21 protein-coding genes and 4 pseudogenes are annotated in these 26,534 nt (G+C 58.0%); all 25 read right to left on the minus strand.

Going from position 1 to position 26,534, the window contains the following annotated elements; translation table 11 throughout:
• Positions 1–7: 7 nt before the first annotated feature.
• The 25 genes and pseudogenes from LJU32_03935 to LJU32_04055 all read right to left on the minus strand — a co-directional run bounded on the left by LJU32_03935 (position 8) and on the right by LJU32_04055 (position 26,488).
• Entirely contained in the window at positions 8–1,339 is a 1,332-nt protein-coding gene (locus LJU32_03935; GenBank protein ID WKV89550.1) for a TIGR01777 family oxidoreductase, read from the minus strand.
• Between the two features lie 165 nt (positions 1,340–1,504).
• On the minus strand, positions 1,505–2,167 hold the full coding sequence (locus LJU32_03940; GenBank protein WKV89551.1) for a hypothetical protein: 663 nt from the start codon (positions 2,165–2,167) through the stop codon (positions 1,505–1,507).
• 23 nt (positions 2,168–2,190) lie between these two features.
• Positions 2,191–2,676, minus strand: a complete 486-nt coding sequence (locus LJU32_03945; protein WKV89552.1) for a hypothetical protein — start codon at positions 2,674–2,676, stop codon at positions 2,191–2,193.
• Positions 2,677–3,093: 417 nt separating this feature from the next.
• Complete coding sequence (locus tag LJU32_03950) at positions 3,094–3,375, minus strand: hypothetical protein (GenBank protein WKV89553.1); 282 nt, start codon at positions 3,373–3,375, stop codon at positions 3,094–3,096.
• 395 nt (positions 3,376–3,770) lie between these two features.
• The gene (locus LJU32_03955) at positions 3,771–4,166 is read right to left on the minus strand and encodes a DUF1311 domain-containing protein (protein ID WKV89554.1); all 396 of its coding nucleotides are present in this window, start codon (positions 4,164–4,166) and stop codon (positions 3,771–3,773) included.
• An 8-nt stretch (positions 4,167–4,174) separates the two neighbouring features.
• A complete protein-coding gene (locus tag LJU32_03960; GenBank protein WKV89555.1) occupies positions 4,175–4,789 on the minus strand; it encodes a hypothetical protein in 615 nt (204 codons plus the stop codon).
• A complete protein-coding gene (locus tag LJU32_03965; GenBank protein WKV89556.1) occupies positions 4,786–5,052 on the minus strand; it encodes a hypothetical protein in 267 nt (88 codons plus the stop codon). Before LJU32_03965 ends, LJU32_03960 begins: the two co-directional genes overlap by 4 nt.
• A complete protein-coding gene (locus tag LJU32_03970; protein ID WKV89557.1) occupies positions 5,049–5,501 on the minus strand; it encodes a hypothetical protein in 453 nt (150 codons plus the stop codon). Before LJU32_03970 ends, LJU32_03965 begins: the two co-directional genes overlap by 4 nt.
• On the minus strand, positions 5,485–6,477 hold the full coding sequence (locus LJU32_03975) for a hypothetical protein (protein ID WKV89558.1): 993 nt from the start codon (positions 6,475–6,477) through the stop codon (positions 5,485–5,487). The genes LJU32_03970 and LJU32_03975 overlap by 17 nt, the downstream gene beginning before the upstream one ends.
• Positions 6,449–6,853: a M23 family metallopeptidase gene (locus LJU32_03980; protein ID WKV89559.1), complete on the minus strand. Its 405-nt coding sequence runs from the start codon at positions 6,851–6,853 to the stop codon at positions 6,449–6,451. Before LJU32_03980 ends, LJU32_03975 begins: the two co-directional genes overlap by 29 nt.
• A 23-nt stretch (positions 6,854–6,876) precedes the next feature.
• Positions 6,877–7,314, minus strand: a complete 438-nt coding sequence (locus LJU32_03985; protein WKV89560.1) for a hypothetical protein — start codon at positions 7,312–7,314, stop codon at positions 6,877–6,879.
• Positions 7,315–7,342: 28 nt separating this feature from the next.
• The gene (locus tag LJU32_03990) at positions 7,343–9,379 is read right to left on the minus strand and encodes a type VI secretion system tip protein VgrG (GenBank protein ID WKV89561.1); all 2,037 of its coding nucleotides are present in this window, start codon (positions 9,377–9,379) and stop codon (positions 7,343–7,345) included.
• A gap of 28 nt (positions 9,380–9,407) precedes the next feature.
• Positions 9,408–10,408 (minus strand): annotated as a pseudogene (locus LJU32_03995) (serine/threonine protein kinase).
• Positions 10,405–11,133: a serine/threonine-protein phosphatase gene (locus LJU32_04000; GenBank protein WKV89562.1), complete on the minus strand. Its 729-nt coding sequence runs from the start codon at positions 11,131–11,133 to the stop codon at positions 10,405–10,407. The pseudogene LJU32_03995 and the gene LJU32_04000 overlap by 4 nt, the downstream one beginning before the upstream one ends.
• Positions 11,133–14,672, minus strand: a complete 3,540-nt coding sequence (tssM, locus tag LJU32_04005; protein WKV89563.1) for a type VI secretion system membrane subunit TssM — start codon at positions 14,670–14,672, stop codon at positions 11,133–11,135. The genes LJU32_04000 and tssM overlap by 1 nt, the downstream gene beginning before the upstream one ends.
• A 14-nt stretch (positions 14,673–14,686) precedes the next feature.
• Positions 14,687–15,563, minus strand: a pseudogene (icmH, locus tag LJU32_04010) (type IVB secretion system protein IcmH/DotU).
• Positions 15,564–15,568: 5 nt separating this feature from the next.
• Positions 15,569–16,900, minus strand: a complete 1,332-nt coding sequence (tssK, locus tag LJU32_04015; protein WKV89564.1) for a type VI secretion system baseplate subunit TssK — start codon at positions 16,898–16,900, stop codon at positions 15,569–15,571.
• 2 nt (positions 16,901–16,902) lie between these two features.
• The gene (gene tssJ / locus LJU32_04020; GenBank protein ID WKV91037.1) at positions 16,903–17,370 is read right to left on the minus strand and encodes a type VI secretion system lipoprotein TssJ; all 468 of its coding nucleotides are present in this window, start codon (positions 17,368–17,370) and stop codon (positions 16,903–16,905) included.
• A gap of 37 nt (positions 17,371–17,407) precedes the next feature.
• The gene (gene tagH, locus LJU32_04025) at positions 17,408–18,604 is read right to left on the minus strand and encodes a type VI secretion system-associated FHA domain protein TagH (GenBank protein WKV89565.1); all 1,197 of its coding nucleotides are present in this window, start codon (positions 18,602–18,604) and stop codon (positions 17,408–17,410) included.
• Between the two features lie 18 nt (positions 18,605–18,622).
• Positions 18,623–18,763 (minus strand): type VI secretion protein, encoded by a 141-nt coding sequence (locus LJU32_04030; protein WKV89566.1) that lies wholly within the window; start codon positions 18,761–18,763, stop codon positions 18,623–18,625.
• 297 nt (positions 18,764–19,060) lie between these two features.
• Positions 19,061–20,581: a sigma 54-interacting transcriptional regulator gene (locus LJU32_04035; protein WKV89567.1), complete on the minus strand. Its 1,521-nt coding sequence runs from the start codon at positions 20,579–20,581 to the stop codon at positions 19,061–19,063.
• A 10-nt stretch (positions 20,582–20,591) separates the two neighbouring features.
• Positions 20,592–23,248 (minus strand): annotated as a pseudogene (tssH, locus tag LJU32_04040) (type VI secretion system ATPase TssH).
• 11 nt (positions 23,249–23,259) lie between these two features.
• A complete protein-coding gene (gene tssG / locus LJU32_04045) occupies positions 23,260–24,267 on the minus strand; it encodes a type VI secretion system baseplate subunit TssG (protein WKV89568.1) in 1,008 nt (335 codons plus the stop codon).
• Positions 24,231–26,017: pseudogene (gene tssF, locus LJU32_04050) on the minus strand (type VI secretion system baseplate subunit TssF). The gene tssG and the pseudogene tssF overlap by 37 nt, the downstream one beginning before the upstream one ends.
• Positions 26,018–26,110: 93 nt before the next feature.
• Entirely contained in the window at positions 26,111–26,488 is a 378-nt protein-coding gene (locus LJU32_04055) for a hypothetical protein (protein ID WKV89569.1), read from the minus strand.
• Positions 26,489–26,534 lie beyond the last annotated feature (46 nt).

The raw sequence follows: 26,534 nt of genomic DNA on the forward strand, positions 1-26,534 counted from the left end.
GCGATCCTCAGGTCAGATCGCGCAGAGCGGCGTCGAGGGTTGGAAAGCGGAATGTGTAGCCCGCCTCGGTCAAACGCTGCGGCACCACGCGCTGACCGTCGAAGAACAGCTCCGCCATTTCCCCTGCCAATGCGCGCACTGGCGCGGCGGGAATGTGCAACCACACCGGGCGCTTGAGGACCTTGCCAGCCTGCTCGGCGAACGCCGCCTGACTGACCGTTTCGGGCGCGACCATGTTGTAGGTGCCGCGCAGAGTGTCGTCGTTGAAAGCCCGCGCGATCACCTGAAGCACATCGTCGCGATGCACCCAGCTCATGATCTGCTGACCGTCCCCCATGCGCCCGCCGAAACCCAAGCGGAACGGCAGCAGCAGTGGCGTCAACGCACCGCCCGGACCGAACACCACGCCGAGTCGCAGCACCACCTGACGCACGCCAAATTCCGTGGCCGGTTGCGCGGCGGCTTCCCAACGCGCACAGAGTTCGGCCATGAAACCCTCGCCCTTGCTGGCATGTTCGTCGAGGCTTTCGCTGGCATCGCGCACGCCGTAGAAACCGATGGCCGAGGCTTGAATCCACAGCGTTGGTTTTTGCTTGGCGTTCTTCAACCAGGTCATCAACGCTTCGGTGGTGCCGACTCGGCTGGCGAGCAGTTGCGCCTGACGCTTGGGAGTCCAGCGTGGGCCGGCGACGGGTGCGCCTGCGAGGTTGATCACTACGTCGAAGGCTTCGTCGTGGCTGAGTTCGCCGAGCGAATGCATACAGCGGACGCGGCCGTTGAACAAGGTGGCGGCGCTCAACGGGTCACGCGTTAGAACGCTAATTGAATGACCGGCGTCGAGTAACTGGTGGACTAAAGCTTCACCTATAAACCCTGTTCCGCCGGTGATCAGTACGCGTTTGAAAGCGCTGCCAACAAACGGGCTGGATGTGCTCGGAGTCTTTACTGAAGGGGATTTTCGGCGGTCATGGCGATATAGCCAAACCAGCGGTGGCAACAACACCAGCAACGCAAAACCGTCGAGCCACAGGTGCGACCAGACCTGCCGTTGCGCTGAAAGCCACATGTCCTGCGGCGCCCATAACAGGATGCCCGCGATCAACCAACCCCAGACTGCCGGGGCTTTCAAGCGATTGCCCAAGTGCACCAGAGCGAGCATGTACAGCGAATAGCTTTGCAGCGTCGCGCCGAAAAGCGCGAGCCACCAGACTTGTTGTTCGTGGCCGGCCGCAGGCACCGCATCGGCGCCCCAGAATGCGAGTTCGAGGGTATGCAAATAGCCGTCGAGTAAACCGGAGTGACCGGCCCAAGTCAGGGTGAGGCTGGCGAGAATGTGCACGATTGCAGCGGCGTATAACCAGAGTACTAACGCGGGGCGAAGGGAGATCGAGGGGCTGGCATTCCGTGTCCTGAGCGCATTCCTTGGGGGTGGGGAGTTTAATGGAAAATGGTGGCACCAGAAAAAAATCCTAACAACTTTCTAAGGTATGTTTTTAAGTCGTACTTATTCTTCAAGTGAGATAGCCATTTTCAGAGTAGATCCATTCAGATAAACGATCGCTTCGCGCCCGTTAACATCGATAGGCGTAGGATTCTGAATCATTCCTTCATCACTGGCCTTCGCAATTTTCGTCAGCGTCTTATCCGCAACATTGGCACGCCAAACAGTTTCATCGCCATTCTTGAAATAAAAAATCGGCCTTGATTTGCTCCAGATTGGATTATAAATATTCCAACTAGCATCCGGCCCACCAACCGGCGCTATCGTTTCATACCCTGGGGTATGCGAATAATACGCTTGCAACTTTCCATACTCTCCACCCCAGCCGAATGTCAAACCACTTACAGCATTTTCATCAGTATTTGGCCACTGCTGAAACAATAAACTACTTTCAACCGGCGGCAGCTTGGAGCCGAGTTTATAAACCATCCCCCGCAACTGATTTTTCGATAGCTGCTGTCGATAGTAAAACGACCCGTCCAGAATTCCCGCAAACCTTTTGCCTTCGTCGTTCGACCCCAGACTCAGAGCACCATCAAAGCCGATATCTTTCGCAATGGTGTGCAGTACTTGCCTGTCATTGCGATCAACGTACTCATAAAGATTGCCCCTGTACGCAATCATCGCTGGATCAAAATGCCCTTCAAATACGATGACATACAACATGCCTGAGATTGTTTCGGCGGAGATTACAAATCGTTCGACAACCCCTTTTCATTGGGAAGCCATGCTAAATCAACGACCTTCCATGAGCGCTCAAACTGCGTATATGGCTTATCCCCCAGCATCAACTTAATGTCTTTCTGGATCGGCCTAGGCGCAATAGGGATCGGCGACAGAAACTGTATCTGCTGAGCATAAGCATCCTCTAAACACTCAACTGACTCACAAGAATTACGCTCCGACTCCAGCCAATCGCTTTCGATTATTTGAAAAGCCCGTCGAATCTTTAACGGCTTGAAAAATTCACTCAACTTTTCATCCATTATGGACAAAGATGGAGAATTACAAATTTTCTTTTCTACGTCCGTTGAAGCCTTGCCGCAATCAAAACTCGCGGAATGCGCAACCGTACTAAAAAGCAAAAAGGCTAACGATAAAATTCCAGGAACTGGAAATATGTTTCTCATTGATTCAGCCATTAATGAAGTCTCAACGGGTGATACAAATTTCAAATGTTAAACCTTTCGGAGCGCGACAAGTAAGCCCTTCCCATCGCATTTCGTCGGGCGACGCTAGCATTGACTATAAAGAATCAAGGCGTGGAATATAGCTAGACAAGGGGCCGGATTGAGCCAAACAAAATCCGCTCCCTTTTATTGCCAAGATTATCTTTAATTATTTAGAGCTAATCACTTTAGCAATATAGGTCTTTATCAACCCTGCATTAACGTAAGGAAAATGTTGCTCATCACCTTCTTGATACCCTTCCATCCCACTCAAGTTCTTATCAAACCTGACAAGCTTATTCACAACCAATTTATTACCCGCACTTTTTTCATACCCATGAACTTGATAAAGGGTACCGTACGTGCCAATTCCTCTACTCGTGATTTCCCAAGAAACCAAAACAAGTACATTTTTCTTACCTTTTACTGGATAAAAGAAAATCGACTCGATTTTTGGGTCCGAGCCTGCGACATCATATTTATCGACAAGGCTTCTATTTTTTTATTATCGACACCAACAACATCCAAAACTAAAGAAACCGGAAACTCTGCGTTCCCTGTCTGCAAGAAGGAGAGTTCCCCTCCCTTTACAACATTAGTTTTAAACGGGCCCTGTAGCACTCGCCCCTGAAGGTAATCTACATCTTGCGCACTGCTGAATTTTGCGATAAGAAGAACGAAAGCAAACATAAAAAAACGGAGCATAGCAAATGACCTCTTAGTTGATATTCATTTGCGCAGCAAGGGCTTGGAATCTGTTATTCCTGCAAGCATGCCAAACTAATAAATCCGTACCGTTACCCCCGCTACGCCACTTCCCACGCCTATCAAGCCGAATGCACCAGAAATATTACGCTCTAGGGCTAGCGCTGCGTTCGCAACAACTTCGAGGCATAAACAACTGCGGCTCATTCGTGCAGTCACCTCCCAGATTTCCAGATAGTTCGCATGGAGGCCCAGACAAAGTGCAAAAATTGGGTAACATCTATTAAAAATCTCTCGTCGAGCAAAAAAACAGCCTCCTTTTTTGAACCCCTTTCATTATCCCTCTTACTCAAAAAACAAGGGGGGACAGATAAAATATAGATTCCCCCTCTTTACTACAAATCAGGCAAAGTTTTATCTAAATAAACAGAGCGATCCAGACTCATTCGCGCGACGCAGTTATTCACAGTAGTTACATAAGCTGGCTGCCCAACTTCTACTTCAAATGCCTCAAGAGCACAATTCGTATCACGTAGTTTCAGCCACGCACGCTGAGACTCTTTCAGCTTTTTCATGAATTCGTCGTGAAGATTAGCGTCAGCTTGATATTGAGATCCAACCCTTTTTATTAAATCCTTATAACTGCTATTAAGCTTCGCATCTGCAGATTCTTTCGCATGCTTTGCGCAGACATCTACTTGTTGACTGGTAGAAATATTAGCACAGTCCGGTTGTGCCGCAGCAACTGACAAGGGGATCAAGAGAGCAGAAAAAATTAATAAATTTCTCATATATTTTCCTAACGATTTTTTCTCAGATAAGCAGCACGTTTTCGACCTTCTTCGTACTGTCTAATTGTAGGATTGTTCTCAATATAGCTTATTAACTGATCAACATCATCCTTCATCCCTGCCTTCATTGGATTTGCCCCTTTTGTGAACCCCTGGTATACAAAATCTACCAGAATATCTTTAACGATCTGGCTTAATGCATCCCACTCCAGACGCTCTGAGAAAGGAGTTGTCCAGTGATTATAGTTTGCAATTGCCTTAGCAACATACCCCGGATAAATCAAATCAAATAGAGCTTCTTGCTGCTCAAGCGTTATCGTTCCTATATCGGCGCGATTCTGAGCCACGAAGTTTCTTGCATTAGTCCCCTTATACTGCCGAGCTTTAGATATCTTCGTAGCTTGAGCATCATCTACCCCAGCAGCGATCATATGATTGTATATTTCCGTTTCGGATCTAAACCCCATATCATATCCACGCCCTAAGGTAACCCCTGACAAGTCATTTCCCGGCCAGTGAATATGGCGGCTGAAAAACGGTGAACCCGGGATGTCATTGCCTTCAGCATCATAGGTAATTTGACCAGCCTTTGACGCTTCCTTTGCTAAGAAATTTCCGATCATTGCGATCGGATGAAAATGCCAAATAACTCCATCACCAAGACCCTTTTCTTGAATAACTGGGTCATCCCAAAAACCAGCTTATCAATGCGTTCCTTTTCTAACTTAAGAATCGCCGGAGATCCTTCGAGCAGCTGGTTTAGACGACTCCATTTTGCAGATTCTGATTTTTCCTTCCACTCAGTGGGATGGTATGCGACCAACTTAGACCAGTGCTCTCGAAACTCTGCATTTTTCATTGCTTCAGGAAAATCTTCTGGCGTCACCTTGTCATCGTGATTGCCAAATTTATCCAGATCATCATATAGCTCTTGGAAAAAAGGTGGCATTTCATCAGGATCCAAAAACCGTCAGAATTCGAATTGCTTTCCTTTACAACACGAAAGCCCAGCTTTTCCCAGTCATGTTGAGTTACGAGCTTTGCTTCTGCCTTCTTTATTAACCCTTTAATATCTTGACCGTTTTCCTTAACAGATATTTCGTACCATTCAGTAGGGTCTTTAAATATCGGAGACTTGCTCAACTCAACACAATGATCCACTTCCAGCGTCACACTTCCTACCTCTGGAGTTTTTTTGGTCAAAACAGTACCAGAGGGTAGGTGAATATATCGTTTTCCCTTTTCTATTCCAGCCGTATTTTTCAGAAAATCGTCGACTTTTGGATCAAGTGTAAAAATCTCTAAATGAACTTGATGCTTACGGGCTACCCCCATTAGGCCCAGCCAAGACCTCATTCAAGCCAAGGTATCCAATCGTGTCTCCCGCTTTAATTTTCATATTCATTGGTACAACTGCATCAAAACTCGCCGGCGTTAACTCCTGCCATTCGACAACACGATTTGGACTTACATCCTCTACGCACGCCCAAAAGCTTGACGGCACAACTGTACTTTGATTTTTTAGTCCGGTGGGTGGATTCGAGGAGCTCGGAATAAATACACACTCGGCCATCCTAAGCAGTTTTCCATTAAGCTTAAGATTGAGGATTTTCGAACTATCGAATTCGATAATACTATTAGTGCTCAAAACCATGGAGCTGCCTTTTTTCGCTCCGGCGTTGGCTCCATCAGTCAATGTAGCAGGTGCATTCCGTAAGACTAGACCACTACCAGTGACTTTTGCACGAACTTTACCTTGCCAATACCCAGGTTTCGAACGAGCAATAGTTCCTCCACCCTGTTCTAGCGGGTAATGCTGAAATGGCAGCAAATGCATGTACAAGCTGTAGAACGTCAGCGTGTTATTCGTACTAGGTGTAACCTCAGTATTTGGCGGAGATTTGTAATCATGCCGCACTAAGCAAAAGGAGCTTGAGTACTTAAGCTCACCCTCACCCTCGAATTCTGATTTCTCGTAATCTTTATTCAGCCGGTAGGCGACAACCACTCCATCAGCCATACAGCGAATAGGCTCATCACTAATGCATTGAGGAGCGCTGGAACTACTTATATGAATCCCCCCATGCCAAAATTTGTGACTACCTAGAAGGTAATTGCCTGAAGTTTCACCTTGGATTGCAGAAAAAATCTCTTCCGCATCTTTATACCGTCCGCCACCGGGTTTTCGGAACGGAAACTGAAAATTAAGAAGGCTAAACACAGTTGATTCAGGTGTTGCTGAGCTCGGAGCAACAGTCTGTTGCCCCCACCAGACCTCTGGACTAATAAGGTTGCCGTTCGGATCCTTCATTTGATAGTGAACATGGCGTGGATACTGAGTTACGCCATTCGGCCCTTTCCCCCATAGTGCCAATTTCATCACCCGCCGCAACGGTAGATCCCTGACTTACAACGTGGCTGCTCGTATGCAGAATCTCGTGGCTATTGCCATCCGCATCTTTGATTTTTATCGTCCCGTAATTCCCACCGGTAAATGTTACGGTACCGGCTATTGGCGCATAGACTTTGGGGTTCTCCAGATTTATCCCGTTTTGGCCACCAATATAATTAAAATCGGTCCCTCCGTGAGGGCCACTCGCACGCTGCTCGCCATAAACTCCTGTAATATGAGGTTGGTGACCATCAACTGGCGGCAGAACGCGGAGCATCACTTCATTGAAAGACATACAATTTCCTTATTAAACTTCTATCAAAGTGAATAGTCTTGAATTTCGTCCAAAAACCAACACCCTTCCAACTTAAACACATAAAAAACCTGGTAATCGGTATCCGGCTTCTCTATTTTTATTTTAGCAACACCGTTGAAATTCTCTAAGACTGTCACTCCAACACCGGCGGCAACTCGTTTCTCTTTTCCGAAAATCACTGGAAACACTACCTGATTCTTATCCAGCAGGACTGTTTTTTGCTCAGGTTCAGGCTCAGCATCTACAGTAATTATTTTTTTTAACGGAATATGGGTAAATTTCTGTTGAACGGAAAGATTTTCCAGATAAACAGAGAGAAACTCTGAGAACGTCGTCGATGGACAAGATTTTAAATCAGCTCCACTTGCCATTGCGCAGTTTGAAAGAAATGCAAACATTGACATTATCAATGCAATAAAAAATTTACGTTGGCAGTTCATGTATCAACCCCTTTAGACAAATGAGTGATCACTCAGAAAACACAAAAAAAGCCTTCGGCTTAACCTTCTCAGGCACCGCATTCCCCAACGCCTGATCCATCAAACTCCCAGCCTTATCCTTATCCGCCGCCCCCGGCAGCACCGGCGGTTTAATCCCGATCCCGGTGCCGCTCCCCGGCGAGCCACCCGCATTAATCTTCACCACCGGCCCAACCACCGTAACCCCACCGCCATCAAGCTTGATAAAGCTCCCACCCCCAAGAATGGTCAGCTCCGTCCCCGCCTCAATAACAATCTTGTCCCCAGCCTTGAGATGAATCTCTTTCCCCACGCTGGTCAGCTGTGCAGTCCCCAACTTCACATGCTGGTTCTGCCCAATCGTCAAATGATCATCGAGCTTCGCCTCAACCTTGCGGTCGGAGATGGTGGTGCGGTGTTCTTCAGCCTTCAGCTCGGTGTAGGAGTTCTTAACCACCGTGTCATGACGTTCATTGCCGACCCGAATCTTCTGGTCATGCTCAACGTTCTCATCCCAATCGCGCTGGGCATGAATGTAGATCTGCTCGGCGCCTTTCTTGTCTTCAATGCGCAGTTCGTTGTACCCACCACCACCCGGCGAGCTAAGCGTTTTGAACACGCTGCGAGTCTTGTTCGCCGGCAGTGCGTACGGCACCGGGTTTTCCTTGTGGTACAGGCAACCGGTCACCAGCGGTTGGTCGGGGTCGCCTTCGAGGAAGGTGACGAGGACTTCCATGCCGATGCGCGGAATGCTGATGGCGCCGTAGCGGTCGCCGGCCCAGGAGCTGGAGACGCGCAGCCAGCAGCTGGTTTTGTCGTCGGCGAGGCCTTCGCGGTCCCAGTGGAATTGCACTTTGATGCGGCCGTATTGGTCGCAGTGGATTTCTTCGCCTTTGGGGCCGGTGACCATGGCGGTCTGGCTGCCGAGTACGCGCGGTTTCGGGTGTTCGAGGGCCGGGCGGTAGAACACGTCCCACGGGGTGGCGAGGAAGGTGTTGCGGTAGCCCTGGTGGAAGTCGTCTTTGTTGTCGGTGGTGTCGCTGGTCACGCCTTCTTCGAGGACTTGCGGTTGTTTGCCTTCGTGGAAAATTTCCGTGAGCAGCCAGAGGTCGTTCCACTCGCTGCGCGGGTGGTCGGACATTTCCAGGAAGTGGCCGCTGACCAGTCTGGTCTGGTCGCCGCGACCTTCGGCCTGACGGTAGTCGGCGCGGTGGCGTTCGAGGGCGCGCTGGCTGAGGAACTTGCCGCGCGCGCGGTCGATGAAGCGGCCGGGGTAGTCGTAGTCTTCGAGATCCGGTTCAGTGCTGTCGCCGTCCGGTTTGTACGCCGCTTCCATTCGCAGGCGCGGTTTTTCGAAGTCGTAGTCGCGGCGCGTGGTGCGGGTGGTGCGGGTTTCCAGACGCAGTTTGAAGGCTTTGATCACCGGCTCGTCGGCGACCATGCCGCTGCCCTGCACATAAGCAGTTGGCTGCCCAAGGTTCTGGAACACGGTCTGGTCGTCGCCGAACACCAGCAGGTGCGCTTTTTCGCTGTGCTGAAAGTGGTAGTGAATGCCTTCCTCTTCGCACAGGCGCTGGACGAAATGCAGGTCGGTTTCGTCGTACTGCACGCAATAGTCGCGATCCGGGCACGGCTGGCTGAGCTGGAAGCTGTAGGCGTTGCTCTTGATGCCGTGTTCGTCAAGGATCAGCGCGATGATTTTCGGCGCTGACATCTGCTGATAGATGCGCTGGTTGGTGCGGTGATGCAGGTATTGCAGTTGCGGCACGATGGAGACTTTGTAGCGGGTCAGGCGCTTGCCGGCATCGCCCTGGGCGACGCGGTAGATCTGCCCGTGAATGCCCGAGCCCTGTGGGTCGAATGCAAGAAACGCCTGCTTGTGCAGCAGCTGTTCGAGGTCCAGATCCGGGTTTTCGCTGACCAGTTCGAGGTCGAAGCGATACGGCTGGCTGATGCCTTCGGTGCCGGTGAACGACAGCACTTGCAGGTCGCCGACGTAGTCTTCGACCTTGAGGCTGAAGTGGGTTTCGTTAGCTGAGTTGAACATCGTGTGCTCCCTGTTCGAATGTCATCCGTTACGCCCGAAGTCGCAGACGTTGCAGCCAGGACGAAGTGGCGCCCAAGGCGTCACGCAATTGTTGGGCAGTGATGGTGCGTTCTGCCGGGTTGAAGCTCAGCGCGGTTCGCAGCGCGTGCCAGCCGTGCTGGGGTAGATTCGCTGGGGCGCGCAGCTCGCGCTCCAGATGCTCATCGCGGGCCTGGGTCGAGGGCAAGCGGCGGAACGGGTGTTTGCCGCCCGCCAGTTCATAGATCACGCAGGCCACGCCGTACACGTCCGCGCTGGCCGACAACGGTTGGCCCTCAAGCAGTTCGGGGCGGCGTAGCCCGGGGTCCAGGCGTTGAAGCGCTCGCGGCTCAGGTGCGGCAGGCCGGGCAAGGTGCCCTCTTCTGCCTGCCCCAGACCAAAGTCGAACAGGCGCAGGCCGTCTTCGCTGAGCATGACGTTGCTCGGTTTCAGATCACCGTGCAGCACGCCACGACGGTGGGCGTAGGCCAGCGTGTCGAGCAGCGGCAGGACGATGTCGCGCAGTTCATGCCACGGCAGGCCGAGGGGCCGCTCGCAAAGCAATTTGTCCAGGGTCAGGCCACGCATGTATTCCATGATGATGAAGGCCCGCTGGCAATCGGTGTCGACTTCAAAGGTGTGCGCACGCACGACGTTGTCGTGGCGCAGGCGTCGGGTCAGGGCGAACTCGCTGTAGAGCAAGGCACTGGCGTCCGGCGATTCGGCAAATTCTTCGCTGAGGATTTTCAGCGCAATGTAAGGGTCGGGATCGCCGAACTGCTCGTGCAGCAGATCCCGCGCCCGGTAAACGGCGCCCATGCCACCGGCCCCGAGCAGACGCTCGAGGTGGTAGCGACCGGCGAGTACATCCGGCAGCGCACCGATGCTGGCCTTGGTAGGCGCCAGCAACGGTTCGGCCTTGTTGCCCTTGGCGAAGGCGAAGTAGGTCAGGTTGCTGGCCTGTTCCTCGCTGATCAGCAAGTCCTCGATGGGCGATTCGATATTGGTCATTGGCGGATCACCACGGCAGTCAGGTTGTCGCGCGCGGCGCCCCGTAGAGCGCCGTCGAACAAACGTTCCAGCGCCACGTGCGGCGCGCTGAGGCTGAGGGCGTTGCCGAGGGCATCGCTGCTCAAGCCCTGATACAAACCATCGCTGCAGAGCAAAAACACATCGCCCGGATAAACCTCAAGCTCGAGTACATCCAGGGTCAGTGTGTCGGCGGCGCCGACGGCTCGGGTGAGTGCCTGAGCCGCCGGGTGCGCTGCCGCCTGTTCGACGCTCATTTGCTGCTCGTCGATCAGTTGCTGTTGCAGCGAGTGGTCCTTGGACAGCTGATACAACCGCTGCCCGCGCCACAGGTAGCAACGGCTGTCGCCGGCCCAGATACAGGCCGCGCGATTGCCTTCCACCAGCAGCGCGACGACGGTGCTGCCCATGATGCTGTCGTGGCGTCCGGCGGTGACGGTCAACTCCTGCCCCAAACGCCGGTTCAGCCAGTGCAGGCACTGGCGGATGGCTTTGAGGCGTTCGTCGAAGTCCTCGTGTTGCGGCAACTCAGCCAGGCTGGCGACGATCAACTGGCTGGCGATGTCGCCACCCTGATGACCGCCCATGCCGTCCGCGACCACCCACAGCCCGTGCTGCGGCGAGTCGAGGAAGGCATCTTCGTTGCGCGCCCGCACCTTGCCCGGGTCGGTACGCGCCGCGCTGCGCCAAGCACTGGCCACCAGCATCAGAGCTGCACCGGCATACGGAAAGTACGCAGTACGCCCATGTCAAACGGGTTCGGCGTGCGCTGGCTGGTCAGCAGGTAGTTGGCGCGCAGGCCACCCACGTCGGCTTTCAGTACCAGCACGTCACGACCGTTCAGGTACTCGGTCTGCATCAGGTCGAACAGACGGAACAGCGACCATGGGCCGGAGTTCTTCTCGATCCCGATCGGACGCCCGGCCATCTTGTCCATGACCAGGCTGGTGCGACCGTCTTCAGCATCGGTCGGCCACTTGAAGGTCATTGGCAGGATCGGGCCGTGACGATATTCCATGGTCTTGTCGCCGAACTTGAATTCGGAACGGCTGACCGCCGGATCGAGGGTGTACGGCTCGAGCTTGAACTGCACCGTCGGCTCGGCCGGGTTGATCGAGAAGAAGCTCTGGCGAATGGTCTGCGCCGCCGCCATCTGATCGAGGTATACCTTCGATACCGGCAGGCTGTGGCCGTCGACGCTGCGCATGCGGTAGTTGCCCGGATCGCCGCTGACGAACGGACGCATGTAGCTGTCGAAGAAGCGGTCGACGGTACCTTGAGCGCGGAAGAACTCGCGGAAGTCGCTGATCGCCACATCGCTGGTGCTGCTGGCGCTGAACGGGTAACGCTTGCTGATGGTTTTGCCATACACGCTGTACAGCTCGTTCTGATAACGGCCGTTCAGGTATTGATAGGCATCGTTGAGCACCAGGCGCCACGAGTCTTCGGCCAGCACGTTGAACCACACGCTCAGCGGACGCGGCAGACGACCGGAGGCATTGCGCAGGTTGGTCAGCGCATCACGCTGGCCGCTCATGCGCGTCTTGGCCATCTCGAACGCGGCTTGCTCCGGCGTGCTGGAACGGGCCAGACCGGCCAGTTGCAGTTGCAGGTCGTTGAGCGCGCTGAACGCTGGCGTCAGGTCAGCACCCGGGCCGTTGTTGTCATCAAGCAGACGATGCAGCGGTTCGAAGCGGCGTTGCAGGGATTTCTTCGCGGTGTCCGGCAGGTTCTTCGCCACGTTCAGCGCCGAAGCCTTGTCGGCGGCAGCGGCGGCGAGTTTGCCGACCTTGCCCAGTTTGCCCTTCTGCCCGGCCAGCGCATCGGCAGCTTCGCCGGCTTCATCGACCGGATCAGCCGCAGCTTCGAAGCGGGTGTTTTCACGCACTTCGGTGAGCAATGCGAGAACCGGCGAGTTGGCCGACGTCAGGCCCGCCAGTTGCTCGGCGCCTTCGCCGGCGTCGCTGATTGGTGGCAGTGCGACCTGGCCAACGGCTTCGCTCCAGTAGTTGGCGTAGTCGCGGAAGTACAGCTGCTCGAGCTCGACCATCAGGCGACGCAAGTCCATGTCGCTGATGCCCGCGCCTTCGCCAAGCACCCAGTTGTCACGCAGGATATCGGTGACCAGCGCCGCGCCCTGCACCGAGAAATACTGCTGATAACCCTGTTGGGTGTAGAAACCCGGGATCACGTATTCCGTGCCGATGAACAACGAGCCTTGCGGGCCGAGGTGCTGGCTGAAGCGGTAATCCGGCAGGTTGCGCGCCTGCTCGCGGAGCATGCGGTAAACCACGTTGGCCAACGATTCGCTGCGCAGGACCTGACGCGCCTGCGTCACCAGTTGATCGTTCAGCGGGTAGATGAACGGCTGCTTGAGCAAGCGCTCAAGGTGCGTATTCAAACCGTTCTGCACCGCAGTGTTACCGGTGTAGCGCTGCGACCAGTCAGTGGCGACCCAGTCCTTTAGCCACGCCGCGTCGCGACGATCCTTCATGTTCAGCATCAGGTATGCACGCAGACTGTTGAGCAGGCGATCGCGGTCCTTCATGTTGGCGCGGATCTGCCCTTCGAGCATGGTTGCCACCCGTGGCAGCAACTGCGCTTCCAGCTCACGCTCGTAGGCAGTTTTCACCACCGGGTTGATTTCTTCGCCCTGATACAGGCCGCCACGCTCGTGGTACGAGACGTCGCCCTTGCTCGGGAACACCTGGGTCGCGGCGTAGCTGGTGTCGAGCACTTTCAACACGCCCATGGCGTCATCGCGCGGCGTCACGGCCGAGCGTTGCTGGGTCCAGTTCTGCGCCAGCGTGCGCAGGTTTTCCAGACGCTCGTAGTTGGCCGAGAAACCACCGGCCCAGAGCATGCCGAACAGTGCCAGTGCCGCCAGAGCGCCGACGTACAGCGCACGCTGGCCCCAATGAATGCGGCTGCGCTCGCGCTTGTCCAGACCGGCCAGATCGGCCTCGGGGAAAATCACCTGGCTGAGCAAGTGGTGGATGAACCGCGAACGACCGCTGCGCAGAGTCGGCAGCACGCCGGCGTTCATGCCCAGGCTGGCGCCGATGCCGGCGGTGGTCGAATCCATTTCCTGGGTCAGGTGCGGTGCGCTGGTCAGATAGAAACCGCGCAGTTGCGTGGCGCGCTGATAGCGGTTGCCGGTGAACGCCATGTCGACGAACAGGCACAGACGCTCGCCGATCTGCCCCAACTGATGCGGGAAGTCGAGGATGCGGCCACGGCGCTGAGTGTCGCGCTCGGAGTGCATGCGCATGATCACTTGGCTGTTCAAGCGGCGCAGCAGCTCTTCGAACTCGTTGCGCAGCACAGCGACGTCGGTGCCGACCTGATCCTTGCGGAAACTGGTGCCGAGCACCTGATCGCTTTCTTCGCGGGTCAGTTGATCGAAGAACTCGTCGAAGCCGAGCAGCTTGTCAGCCTTGCTCAGGACCAGATACACCGGCACGTCGACGTGCAGTTTCTGGTGCACGTCCTGCAGACGGCTGCGCACTTGGCGCGCGAGGGTGTCGATGTCCTGCTCGCTGCCGCCGGTGAGGGTTTCCACCGGAATGGTCACCAGCACGCCGTTCAACGGACGGCCGCGACGACGCTTGCGCAGCAGCTCCAGCAGGGTGGTCCAGGCGTTGCCGTCGACTTCGGCGTCCGGTTGAGTGGTGTAGCGCCCGGCGGTGTCGATCAGGACACCGTGATCGGCGAAATACCAGTCGCAATGACGAGTGCCGAGGGTGTCGCGGGTCAGCTTGCGGTCGATCTTGTTGATCGGGAATTCCAGACCGGAGAAGTCCAGCAGGCTGGTTTTGCCCGAGGCCTGCGGACCGATCAGCAGGTACCACGGCAAGTCACTGCGCCAGCGCTCGCTGCGACCGCGATACAGGCTCGAGGTCTTCAGGGTTTTCAGCGCGTCCTTGAAACGCGCCTTTAACTCTTTCTGTTCTTCGTCGATCAGCTCTTCGCGGCGAATGCGGTCCTGACCGTCCTCGCTTTCCTCCTCGGCTTTCTTGCGGATACCCGCGCGCCAGCTGACGAAGACCATGGTCAGGCCCCAGATCAGGAACAGCACGCTGATGGTCAGCAGGCGCGAGGTCGCGCTTTCCCAGAACTTGTAATCATCGACCGCCAACAACGGGCCGACGAACCACACCAGCAGCGCCACGAACAGCACCAGCAGCAGAGTCCAGACCCAGGTCTGGCGCAGGAAGGCGCCGACTTTCTTGAAAAACTTTTTCATCACACGTCCCTGTTTTACGGCTGCGCCTGCGGTTGCACCGCGGCTGGATCAAGCGGCTGATAAGGATGCAGAACGGTGTCGCGTTGTTCGCTCAGGACCCAGGCGAAGCCCGAATACATCACCACCAGGCAGACCAGAGTAAAGAGCACCACCATCCACGCCGGCACGATGCGCACCAGGTTGCGGCGCTGATCGTTGAGGCCTTCCCAGTGCGGCGACAACTCGCGCGGCACGTCGCCGCGCAACTGACGGATCTGCCGGTACAAGGCGTCGCGGATGCCTTCAAGCTCAAGCATGCCGCGCGCCTGCACGCGGTACTTGCCCTCGAAACCGAGGGACAGGCACAGGTACATCAGTTCGAGCATCGGCAGGTGCTTGACCGGGTTTTTCGACAGCCGATCGAGCAGCTGGAAAAACTTCTCGCCGCCGAAGGTTTCGTTGTGGAAGCTGCTCAGCAGGCTCATCTGCGACCACTCGCTTTCGTTGCCCCACGGCGTGGTCACGACGGCTTCGTCGACCACGGTGCAGAGCACGTAACGCGCGGCCATCACCTGGCTGCTTTCCGCACCGTTGTGCAGGGCGCGTACTTCAAACAATTTCAGCCCGGCGGTCAGCCGCTCATTCCAGCGCATACAGGTCTTCGCGGGTTTCGCTGTGCTTGAGGCGCACCACTTCCGAAAGCAGGTCGGACGAGGCCGCGACCAGCGAGTTGAGGCTGATGTTGAACGCCTCCGCCGGACGCAGGCGCGCGGCGTAGATCATGCGTTCTTCCAGTTGCTCGAAACGCGGCGGCGCGGCGAAGTCGGTCAGCGGACTCGATGCCGGTCCGTGGCCCTGACGGTCGAGCAGGACGGTTTTGTCGTCCTGGTTGTAATCCGTTTCCTTGATCATGTCGGTCAGTTCCTGATGGCCCAGAATTTCAGTTCAAGCTCGGCGAATTCGCCGGACACGTGGAACGCGAAACCGCCGGAGCGCTCGAGTTGTGCCAGGTCTTCGGAACTGAGTTCGAGGATGAAATAGGTTTTGTTCGAGTGGAACGCGATCTGCCGTGGGGCCACCGGCAACGGTTTGACCTTGATCCCCGGCAAGTGCAGGTTGACCAGTTGGCGGATGCGTTCCACCGGGCCGACCTTGAGGTGCTGTGGCAAACGCTGACGCAGTTCTTCGGAGTCGCAATTGGCACTGGCTGCCAGCACGAACGAGGCCGAGCCGAGCAGTTTGTGATCGTGCAACGGCGAGACGATGATGCCGTACTGACGCGCCTGCAGGATCAACTCGATGGCGTGCTGTTCGAGCACCATCGACAGCACCTGACGGATCGCTTCCATCAGTTTGCGGAAGCTTGCGCCCTGATCGGCGTGGGAATAGCGGCTGTCCAGACGCGGGCGTTTGCTCTCGCCGGAGAAGGTCGCCAGATCGCCGAGCATGGTCAGCAGCGTGCGGTACAACTCTTCCGGATGCACTTGTTCCAGACCGAGGTAATGGCGCAGCAGCAGTTCGGTACGGTTGATCAGTTGCAGCATCATGAAGTCGCCGACTTCAGCGCCGCCGACCTTGCCGTTGGAGCGAATCCGCTCGGCGATGGTGTCGCCACGGTGGCTGAGCATGCTGATGACTTCTTTCAGGCACGACAGCAGGTAGCTGGAGGCGTGGGCCTGAATGTAGGTCGGGACGAAATCCGGGTCGAGGCTGATCACGCCGTCGGGCGTGGTGTCGAGCACGTCGCAAATTTTCAGCTTCACGTAGGCCTGGTCGCTCTGCTGCTCGCCGAGCAACAGCTTGAAATCCGGACGACCGCAGCTGACCTGGCTGGCGGAATCGTCGCCGGCGTTGGAGTCGGCGACTTCGGCGTCATACGCGGTGTAGCGCGCGAGCACATCGGATTGCTCCGGGCGCCGGGCCTCGATGTGGTTGCCGGTGACCAAAGGCAGCGCCAGATAGATCGGCGTGTTGCCGGTGTTCGGCGGCACGTCCAGCGCCAGCGGTTCGGTGTTGCCACCGAGTTCGAACAGGCTGCCGTCCGGCAGGATCCCCGAGGCTTCACTGATCACCAGTTTGCCCATGTTGAGGAACTGCAAGTCGATCTCCAGATTGAGAAAACCCCAGGTGTAGCCACCGAGCAATTGCGTGCGGGTTTTCATCTGGTGATCGTAATAGCGATCGTTGTGCTGGAAGTGCTGCGGACGCAGCAGCATGCCTTCCTGCCAAATGACTTTATGGGTGTTCATGATCAGTCATCCGCCTTGGCGAGCACTTGTTGGGTGTTGCGGATACCGGCCTGATCGAGGGTCAGATCAGCCTCGGTGAGTTCCAGCGGAGTGATCTGCACGGTGTGCCGCCATTGGGTATCCGGCAGGTCGCGATAGGCAGCGAGGATGCCTACGTAACGGCTGCCCTCCTCCACGCTGAGTTTCAGTTCCACGGTTTCACCCGGGCGCAGTTCGAGTTCTTCACTGGCCACCAGATCCGGGTTGAGGGATTCCTTGGCGCGTTCGTAAAGGCTGAAGAAATCAGCGTTCTCGAAGGTCACCGGGTGCTTGAGTTCGAACAGGCGCACGACGATCGGCGACGGCCGCCCGTTGAGATCCGGGTTGAGCTGATCGCTGCCGGTCAGCTTGAGGTTGATCTTGGTCACTTTCGAGTACGGCGACAGCGACGAGCAACCGGCAAGCAGCACCAGCACGGTGAGCGCAGTCAGCGTCTTGAAAAAGCGGTCGAGCGGCGAGACATGCGCATCATCCTTGGTGGTCGGTGTGGAGGGTGGAGATCAGGCGGATCTGTTCTTCGTAAGCCTGGGCAAAGTCGCGGGCCAGCAGACGCTCGCTCCAGTCATCGTCCTGACGCAGTGCCTGGTGGTAGCGGCCGAATGCTCTCCAGCGCCCGCCCGAAGTGGCGATCAATGGCTTGTTGTCACGCTCGAACCGCAGGGTCAATTGTTCTGGCGAGAAGTGCTCCAGCGTGCCACGCACGGCGGCGCGACTGGCGGTGAGCAAAGCCACTTGGTGCGCCTGCAGATCACGGAATGCGCGGGAGATCGCCTGCTCGGCCGGCAGATGCCCGGGCTTGCTTGGCTGCAACAGAATCTGCAGTGCTTCGCTCGGATCGACGGCAAATTTCAGCGGGTTCTTGTTGGTGCCTTGCACGGTGGTCTGGGCCAGACGCAATTCGTTCTTCAGTTCGGAGCGGGTACGCAGACTCTGCTGCAAACCGCCGATGCTCTGGCGCAGCAGCCGCGCTGCGTTCAGCGCCAGCGCTTCACGTTCGTCGTGGCTGAGGGCTTTGACGTCGACGCCCAGCGCCGCGCCGAAGTGCTCCCAGAAACCTTCGCTCTGACGCTCGACGGCTTTCGGCGCAGGCGCCGGCTCAGGCTCGACCGGGGCGGCAATCAGCTCCGGGACCATCAGGCTTTCCATGTCGATGCGCGCGTAGTCGGCACGCTGACGGGAATCTTCCGGCTTGGCGGTGGGCGACAGCAGCTCGTCGATTTCCGAGTACACGCGCTCTTGCTGTTCGAGGGCATTGAGCGGGTCGAGATCGAGGAACGCGTCGTCCGGAATGATGCTGCCAGCCGCGCGCGGGCGGCCGACTTCGCCGTCGAAGGTCGCCGGGTCACGGACCAGCCGCGCGCGGATCTCGAAGTCACCAAGAATGTAAGTGCTGCCGTGCTCGATGCGTACCGGCTCGCCCTTGTGCAGGCGTGCGCCGCTGCTGCCGTCCTGGACACCGTTGCTGCTGGTGTCGGTGAGGAAGAACGAGCCTTCGCGGTAGCTGACAATCGCGTGGTGATTGGACAGGTGACGCTTGCGGTCAGGGATGATCCAGTCGCAGTCCTCGCCGCGCCCGATCACGCCACCGGCCTGCTTGAAGGTCCGCTGGCACAGCTCGGTGGGCACGAACTGCTTGGTGTTCAGCATTTCGAAAACCAATTCCATGTTTGATGCTCCTTGCGGTCACTTGCCGCGATTGACCGCTTGCGGATCACCCAACGGGCGATAGTCGTTGTCGTTGAATTTGTAATTGCCGCTACAGCCGCCAAGGCCGCATAGAACGACGAGGGTCAGCAGGACAGCGTGCCAGTGACGAACAGACATCAGAGGGTCTCCAGGTGTAGACAAAGCACAAAGCGCCGACCCTTGCGGGCGGCGCTGAAATAAGTTTTTGAGGTGGGCTCGAAGCCTCTAGATCGGGGCCTTGAGCCATAGCCTGGAGGTACGGCGACCTCCCGTGGCGAGGGGACTTGTCCCCGTTGGGGTGCGCAGCGCCCCCAAAACCTGCCAGCGCGATTTCTCAGTGAAACCGTATGTACCGGACTGCGACTGCTGCGCAGCCGGACGGGGATAAATCCCCTCGCCACAGGGTATGTGTTGGGTTCGAAGAAGTGCTGTAGCTCAACCATCAAAGTCACCCAAATTGATATTCAGGCGCCCGAGGCGGTACAGCAGCGTGCGCCGTGGCAGGCCCAGTTCGCGGGCCGCGAGGGTCTGGTTGCCATCGTTCTTGCGCAGGCAATCGAGCAGCAATGTGCGCTCGACCTGCTCCAGCCGTTCGCGCAGATTCAGGCCGCTGTTGTCTTCCGGCATCGCTTCCAGGCGCAGGGAAAAATGCTCGGCGAGCAACTCGCCGCCCTCGCAGAGCAACACCGCGCGCTCGACCAGTGCCTTGAGTTCGCGAACGTTGCCGGGAAAGGTGTAACCGCATAGATGCTCCAGCGCCGAGTCCGACCAGCGCACCGGATCACGCTGCAGAAACGTGCAGGTCTTCTCGGCGAAATGCCGGGCCAGGTCGAGGATGTCGCCTTCGCGCTGACGCAGGGCCGGCAGTTCGATCGGGAATTGCTTGAGGCGGTAATACAAGTCCTCGCGGAACTTGCCTTCGCCAACCAGCGCCGCCAGATCGCGGTGCGTCGCAGCGATGATGCGCACGTCGATCTTGTGCGTGTCGTTGGAACCCAGCGGACGAATCTCGCCTTCCTGCAACACGCGCAGAATCTTTGCCTGCAACGACAGCGGCATGTCGCCGATCTCGTCGAGCAGCAGCGTGCCGCCATTGGCTGCATCGAACAGACCGGCGCGGTCGCGATCGGCGCCGGTGAAAGCGCCCTTGCGATAGCCGAACAACTCGCTTTCAAGCAGGTTTTCCGGCACCGCCGCGCAGTTCTGCACGATGAACGCCTGGGACCGACGCGGGCCACAATCGTGGATCGCCCGCGCCACCACTTCCTTGCCGGTGCCGGTTTCGCCCCGCAGCAAAACGGTGTACGGGCTGTGCAGGACTTTGCTGATCAGCGAATGGGTCTGGCGCATCGCCGCGCTTTTGCCGATCAGGCCGTAGCCGCTGATGCTCGGCACGCTGCGTGTAGCCGTGACCAATTCGGCGGTTGGCTGACGCAGGCGTTGCAGCAGATGCAGTTGGCCGAGCACGAACGAGCCGAGTTGGCCGAGGGAATCGGCGAAACCTTGCAGGTCAGTACGCCGGCGGCTGGCGCAGAGCAGCAAGCCCTCGACCGACTTGTGCTGATTGACCAGCGGCACGCACAACAGCGACTGCCACGGCGTGCTCGCCGCCGGCAGAAAACTGGTTTCGTGCAGGCTGCCGGTCAGGTCGTCGAGGCACACCACGCGGTTCTGGCACAGGGCGAATTGCAGCAGTTGTTCACCGTTGTAATCGGCCGGCAGGCTCGCCGCCTGACGCGGTTGCAGCGCGCCGTCGAGGCACTCGGCGTTCATCCCCAGGCAGGTGTGGGTGGCGTCGAGCAGGTACAGCTGCGTCAGTTCGCAGCCGCTCAGCTCGGCCAACCCACGGACGAATTCACCCAGCAGCGCAGCACTGTCCGCCGCGCGCGACAGACTGGCGAACTGCGCCAGCAACGCTTCGGCGTAGACCAGTGGCTGCGGCACCTGAGTGAACATCACGCCCACCTCAGACGAACTCGCACGTCACGCTGGAGTTGCCGTCGAGCGTGGCATGCACACGCTTGAGGCTTTCGCCGGTCGCCATCGCGTCGAGCAGACGATCGGCCACCAGCGGCAGCACGTGCTGATCCAGCAGATGATCGATCAGGCGCGCACCGCTTTCGCTTTGCGTGCAACGCTCGGACAGGTGATCGACGAGGTTCTGGCACCAGCTGAACTCCAGCTGACGACGGTTCAGGCGCTCGCCGAGACGGCCGAGTTTGATCTCGATCAGCTCGCGCAGCACCGGGCCGCCCACCGGGTAGTACGGCACCACTTTCATCCGCGCCAGCAGCGCCGGTTTGAAGTGTTTGCTGAGCACCGGGCGAATGGTTTCTTCGAGCACTTCGGCGGTCGGCCGCGCGCCGTCTTCGCAGAGTTCGCTGATCTTGTCGCTGCCAAGGTTGGAGGTCATCAGGATCAACGTATTGCGGAAGTCGATCTCGCGACCTTCGCCATCGTTGGCCACGCCTTTGTCGAAGATTTGGTAGAACAGGTTGAGCACGTCCGGATCAGCCTTCTCGACTTCATCGAGCAACACCACCGAATACGGCTTCTGACGCACGGCTTCGGTGAGCATGCCGCCCTCGCCGTAGCCGACGTAGCCCGGCGGTGCACCGATCAGACGCGAGACGGTGTGCTTCTCCTGGAATTCGGACATGTTGATGGTGGTGATGAAGCGGTCGCCGCCGTACAGCAGGTCAGCCAGGGCCAGCGCGGTTTCGGTCTTGCCGACGCCGCTCGGGCCGACCAGCAGGAACACACCGACCGGTGCGTCAGGCTTGTTCAGGCCGGCAGCGGTGGCGCGCATCGAGCGATCCAGCGCGTGCACGGCTTGCTCCTGACCACGGATGCGTGTGCGCAAATCGGTGGCAAAACTGGCGACCTTGGCGTTGTGCTCGCGGGCCAGCTGCGCCAACGGCACGCCGGTCCAGGCGCTGATCACTTCGGCAACCAGACGCGGGCAGACTTCGAAGCTGACCAGACGCTCTTTAACTTGCGCAGCGGTCAGCGCGGCGTGGGTTTCATGCAGCTGGGCTTCCAGCGCTTCGACGCTTTGGCCTTCTTCGACTTCGGCGACCACGGTTTCAATCACGGTGCCTTCGGCGTCTTCTTCAACGCTGACGGTCGGCTCGACGGCTGCGGCTTCGCGGGCCTTGGCCAGTTGCTGACGCAGTTCCAGCAGGCGCTCGGCCAGTGCTTTTGCTCAGTCCACAAGGTCTCGAGCGCAACCATCTCGCTTTCGGCTTCGTCCAGCCGCGCTTCCAGTGCCTCCAGCGCTTCGTGGTCGATCAGCAAGCCAGCTTCGGCATCGCGGCGCAGCGCCTGGCGCTGACGGCCACCTTCAGCCAGTTCGCCACGCAGGCGCTCGAGACTTTCCGGGGCCGCAGCGAGGCTGATGCGCACGCGGGCGCACGCAGTGTCGAGGACGTCGACAGCCTTGTCCGGCAATTGCCGACCGGCCAGGTAACGCGCGGACAATTCAGCAGCGGACACCACCGCGTCATCGCGCAGGTAGATGCCGTGGCTCTTCTCGTAGACCTGAGCCAGACCACGCAGAATGGTCACCGCTTCGCTGACAGTCGGTTCGTGCAGTTGCACGGGCTGGAAGCGACGGGCCAGCGCCGGGTCTTTCTCGAAGTATTTCTTGTACTCGGCCCAGGTGGTCGCGGCGATGGTGCGCAGTTCGCCACGGGCCAGCGCCGGTTTCAGCAGGTTGGCCGCGTCGGAACCGCCGGCATTGCCGCCCGCGCCGATCAGCGTGTGGGCTTCGTCGATAAACAGGATGATCGGTTTCGGCGAGGCTTTGACCTCGTCGATCACGCCTTTCAAACGACGCTCGAACTCACCTTTGACGCTGGCGCCGGCCTGCAACAGGCCCATGTCCAGCGACAGCAGTTCTACGCCTTTGAGCACTTGCGGCACTTCACCGGCAGCGATGCGCGAAGCCAGACCTTCGACGATGGCGGTCTTACCGACACCGGCCTCACCGACGACGATCGGGTTGTTCTTGCGGCGACGGGCGAGGATGTCGACCATCTGCCGAATCGCGCCGTCACGGCACAGCACCGGATCGAGTTTGCCGTCGCGGGCCTGTTGGGTCAGGTTGTGGGTGAAGCGCTGCAACAGCGATTCGCCTTGCGCCGCCGGTTTGCCATTGGCCGCCGGTTGCTCCTGTTGCGACAGGGCAAATTCTTTCAGGCGATCGATGTTCAGCTTGGCGAGCAGCGGCTGATAACGGCTGCCGGCATAACGCATCGGATTGCGCAGCAGCGCGAGGATCAGCGCCGCGTCTTCAACCTGGGTCTGGCCCAGTTCGAGGTTGGCCACCAGCAGTGCGTCTTGCAGCCACTGCACCAGTTCCGGGGCGAACACCGGGTTGCGCGAAGCGCTGTGCTCGACCCGCGATTGCAATGCAGCGGTCAGTTCACCGGCGTCGACGTCAGCATCTTGCAACGCGCGCGACAGCAAGCCGTTCGGGCGTTCGAGCAAGCCCAGCAGCAAGTCTTCGACCAGAATCTTGCTGCCGCCACGGGCGACGCAACGCTCCGCCGAACGCTCCAGATCACGACGGGTTTCGGCGTCCAGCGCCTGGATGAGTTGTTGCAGGTCTACGTTGATCATGGCTCACGTCCTTAATGAATTTTGCTGCCCAGGGTCACCACGCCGTCCGCTTTTTCGCGGCCCAGCCAACTGGTCCAACCGAGGCGACAGGCGTTCTGCTCACCGATGCGCAGCTCGCGGATTTCTTCCTGGCGCAGGACCAGGCGAATGTCGTAATCGAGCGGGTCACGCAAGGTGAACCGCACCAGCGCGCAGAGCGGCTGGTAGCCGAAACCGATCGGCAGGAATTCATGGAATCGCTGCCAGTCGAGTTCGGTGATGTGAATGCGGAATTTGCCGCTGCGATCGCGCACGTGTTCGCCCAGCACCAGGTCTTCGCCGAGTACGCTGTTGGCGCGGCCCAAACGATTGCGCTGCTCGTCGAGAATTTCCACGCGGCGCTCGATGCACTGCTCGATGACCAGGTCTTCGTGTTTGAAGTAGTAACGCAGCACGGCTTCGATCAACGCCGCCGAGTGCGCTCGCAAACTGAGCAGGCCGAGGTACGGCAGCAGGCGTTTCCAGTTGAGTTCCTTGGCCTTGCGGATCTCGTCGCCGCCCAGGCCGATCAGCGCAAAAAGTTGCGCCGAGAACGGGTCGATCGCGCCGCTCTGGAAGCTCGCGCGGTAACGGTACTTGCGCCAGATCGGCAGCATCAGCCGTTGCAGGCGATGGTGGAACAGATCGAGAAAATTGCGCGTCGGGTTGCCGTCTTCGCTGTCGCCCAGAGCCTGTTCGCCGTAGAACGCCGGCAGCGGCGAACCGGAGCCGACCAGACCGATCAGGTTGAAACGCATGCGCGCGCGCATCTTGCCGTGCTCTTCGAAAAACTCCACGCGATCGACGTCGCTGCGCGGAAAGCCCAGGCTCGGGTTGGCCTGAAACTCGACCTGATCGTACAGATCGTCTTCGCTCAGATGCGGGTGTGCCTCGCGCAGCCGGTCGATCACCAGCAGCACGGCCTGAAACAGCGAGTACTCGCGTATTACCTTGGTCAGCCCGCTCAAAGCAGAGGCTGCAGGCCCATACGTGGTGTCCATTGGTACACCTCTCCCTGTGTGCTTTTACTCGCAGCTCATGGAATGAATTGAGACTGGCGTAAAGCGCGAAAAACTCGTTGAGAACCGAAGCGAAGACGAACAGGTCGCCTTCGCCGATATAGCCTTCCGGGTCGATGGTCAGTTCGGTGCGCAGACCGCGCACCGGCAGACCGCGATGCAGGCGGTCGACGTGGTGATGCTTGATGTGCTTTAGGCCGCCGAGCAGGCGTTTGCTGACCTTTTCCGCGTGCTGGTCGTAGTAGCGAGGCAAGTCGTAGGTTTCCAGAATCACCTTCAACGCATTGACGTCGGCAAGCGACAGATAGTTAAGCGACATGTTGCTGATCAGCTTCCACAGGAAGTCACGGTTCAGCGGCGGCGCGAAGCTCGACGTGGCCGGGGTGATGTTGCGGAAACTGAGGAATTCCGGGGTCTGCTCGCTGGCCATGCAGATGTCGCCGAGCTTGAGCTTTTTCGGCAGGTTCTGGTTGGTGCACATCAGCTCGATCGACAGGGTTTCGTGGGCTTCGGTGTGGCGGATGCCGAAGCTCAGGTAAGTGTCGAGGCCGTCATGCAACAGCGACGAACGCTGGCGGATGCTGTAATGCGGACGGCTATTGGGCACGTCGAAACTCGGGTCGTGCTCGAAGGACTCGAACGGCACGTATTCCTGATAACCGAGACCGCCGGGCTTCCAGCCAGTGACGGTTTCCACCGAGAACACACCGCAGTTTTCCAGGTCGTATTCCGCCGGCAGCAGGAGGTACTCGTCCTGCTTGCCATCGAGACGAATCGGCAGCGCATCGTGCTCGAACAGATTGACGATCGGCGTGCAGAACAGCTTCACGTTATCGAGCGTCGGGCGCATGCGCATGATGCCGCTCTTGCGAATGTCAAAACGCAATTCGAGGCCGCGCATCTGCTTGAGGGTGTCTTCCGGCAGCGCCTTGAGAATGTCCAGACCGTTGACGTCGACGAAGAGGAATTTGTCCTGGAAGGCGAAGTATTCCTGCAAATAGCGATAGCCACGGAAGGTGTTCAGCGGATAGGGGATCAGCGCCTCTTCTTCGGCAAAGCCCACCGGTTTCACCCGGTCGCCGGGAATCTTGAACGCCATCGGCTTGCCGCTGACGCCATCGATCGGCTTGCCGGCGCCGTCGAGCGGGATCAGTTCGATGCCGTCGAGGTTGCGCAGCAGGCTCAGGTACAACATCTGGCTGATGTAACGCTCGCCGGCAAAGTGCAGGCGCAATTTGCTCAGCTCCAATTCGCCGAGGTGGCCGTCAGCGCTCATTTCCAGGCGCAGGCTGAGCAGCGAGCCATCGCCCTTCACCGAGTAGTTCAGCGCGGCCAGATCCAGCGGCAACACCTCGGTCGGGTAGCAGGTGCGGAAACGGCAGCGCACGTCTTCGATCGGCTTGCTCTCGATCGGCGTATCGCGCTCAACCAGCAGCGCCGGACCGGAGCGCTTGAGCGGATCGAACTGCAGAATGCTGAACGCCGGCAGCGGGCGCATGTAGTTCGGCCACAACAGTTGCATCAACGAATGGCTGAGCTCCGGCAGCTCGTCGTCGAGCTTCTGGCGCAAACGCCCGGTGAGAAACGCAAAGCCTTCCAGCAACCGCTCCACATCCGGATCCCGCCCGGCCTGCCCCAGATACGGCGCCAGCGCCGGACTACGCTCGGCGAAACGGCGACCGAGCTGGCGCAGTGCGGTGAGTTCGCTTTGGTAGTAGTGGTTAAAGGACACGGGTTATCTGCCTGATAGTGAATCGCATGAAAAACATCCTTTGGAGCACGAATGTCGTTGCGGACATCGTCTGCGCGACGCGCACGTAGATATTCATCGCTGAGCGGCCCCTTGTTTTTGCGGGGTGATCTCGACACCCGTATACACATAGAGCTCTTCGCCTCCGTAGCCACCAATTGCCGCAGCGCTGAGTGGATGGCTATCCCGGGTGCCATATCGAACCCAACCCTCAGTCCACATCCCACCATTCTGGTGACGAATTTCCACGTAGTAGTCCGGCGCTTCGTGCTTCGTAATCTCGACGAATACCCCGCCATCCTCGGCCCCAACCCACAATGCATTCGGATGCGCGAACAGCTTTGGTTCGGTCGAGCTTTCCATTCGCAACAGCACAGCGAAGCCGACCAGAATCGTCAGCAAACCGACCGAAGATAGGAACGCGCCAAGGCATTGCCACGCTCTGATTTTCATTGAGCTGTTCCGCAAAAAAAAATCATGGGTAGATCGTTGTCTCGCC

This window comes from Pseudomonas sp. B21_DOA, assembly GCA_030544685.1.
GTDB classification, from domain to species: domain Bacteria; phylum Pseudomonadota; class Gammaproteobacteria; order Pseudomonadales; family Pseudomonadaceae; genus Aquipseudomonas; species Aquipseudomonas fluorescens_AO.

What these genes read in the sequence shown, in the direction of transcription:
- tagH (WKV89565.1), bottom strand. Translation starts at nt 18,604, where the DNA reads ATGGAATTGGTTTTCGAAATGCTGAACACCAAGCAGTTCGTGCCCACC.
- LJU32_04000 (WKV89562.1), bottom strand. Translation starts at nt 11,133, where the DNA reads ATGCTGGTGGCCAGTGCTTGGCGCAGCGCGGCGCGTACCGACCCGGGC.
- LJU32_03950 (WKV89553.1), bottom strand. Translation starts at nt 3,375, where the DNA reads ATGCTCCGTTTTTTTATGTTTGCTTTCGTTCTTCTTATCGCAAAATTC.
- LJU32_03940 (WKV89551.1), bottom strand. Translation starts at nt 2,167, where the DNA reads ATGTTGTATGTCATCGTATTTGAAGGGCATTTTGATCCAGCGATGATT.
- LJU32_04030 (WKV89566.1), bottom strand. Translation starts at nt 18,763, where the DNA reads ATGTCTGTTCGTCACTGGCACGCTGTCCTGCTGACCCTCGTCGTTCTA.
- tssK (WKV89564.1), bottom strand. Translation starts at nt 16,900, where the DNA reads ATGAACACCCATAAAGTCATTTGGCAGGAAGGCATGCTGCTGCGTCCG.
- tssG (WKV89568.1), bottom strand. Translation starts at nt 24,267, where the DNA reads ATGGACACCACGTATGGGCCTGCAGCCTCTGCTTTGAGCGGGCTGACC.
- tssM (WKV89563.1), bottom strand. Translation starts at nt 14,672, where the DNA reads ATGAAAAAGTTTTTCAAGAAAGTCGGCGCCTTCCTGCGCCAGACCTGG.
- LJU32_03980 (WKV89559.1), bottom strand. Translation starts at nt 6,853, where the DNA reads ATGTCTTTCAATGAAGTGATGCTCCGCGTTCTGCCGCCAGTTGATGGT.
- LJU32_03970 (WKV89557.1), bottom strand. Translation starts at nt 5,501, where the DNA reads ATGGGGGTAGCCCGTAAGCATCAAGTTCATTTAGAGATTTTTACACTT.
- LJU32_03985 (WKV89560.1), bottom strand. Translation starts at nt 7,314, where the DNA reads ATGAACTGCCAACGTAAATTTTTTATTGCATTGATAATGTCAATGTTT.
- LJU32_03960 (WKV89555.1), bottom strand. Translation starts at nt 4,789, where the DNA reads ATGATCGGAAATTTCTTAGCAAAGGAAGCGTCAAAGGCTGGTCAAATT.
- LJU32_04035 (WKV89567.1), bottom strand. Translation starts at nt 20,581, where the DNA reads ATGTTCACTCAGGTGCCGCAGCCACTGGTCTACGCCGAAGCGTTGCTG.
- LJU32_03990 (WKV89561.1), bottom strand. Translation starts at nt 9,379, where the DNA reads ATGTTCAACTCAGCTAACGAAACCCACTTCAGCCTCAAGGTCGAAGAC.
- LJU32_04055 (WKV89569.1), bottom strand. Translation starts at nt 26,488, where the DNA reads ATGAAAATCAGAGCGTGGCAATGCCTTGGCGCGTTCCTATCTTCGGTC.
- LJU32_03955 (WKV89554.1), bottom strand. Translation starts at nt 4,166, where the DNA reads ATGAGAAATTTATTAATTTTTTCTGCTCTCTTGATCCCCTTGTCAGTT.
- LJU32_03975 (WKV89558.1), bottom strand. Translation starts at nt 6,477, where the DNA reads ATGAAGGATCCGAACGGCAACCTTATTAGTCCAGAGGTCTGGTGGGGG.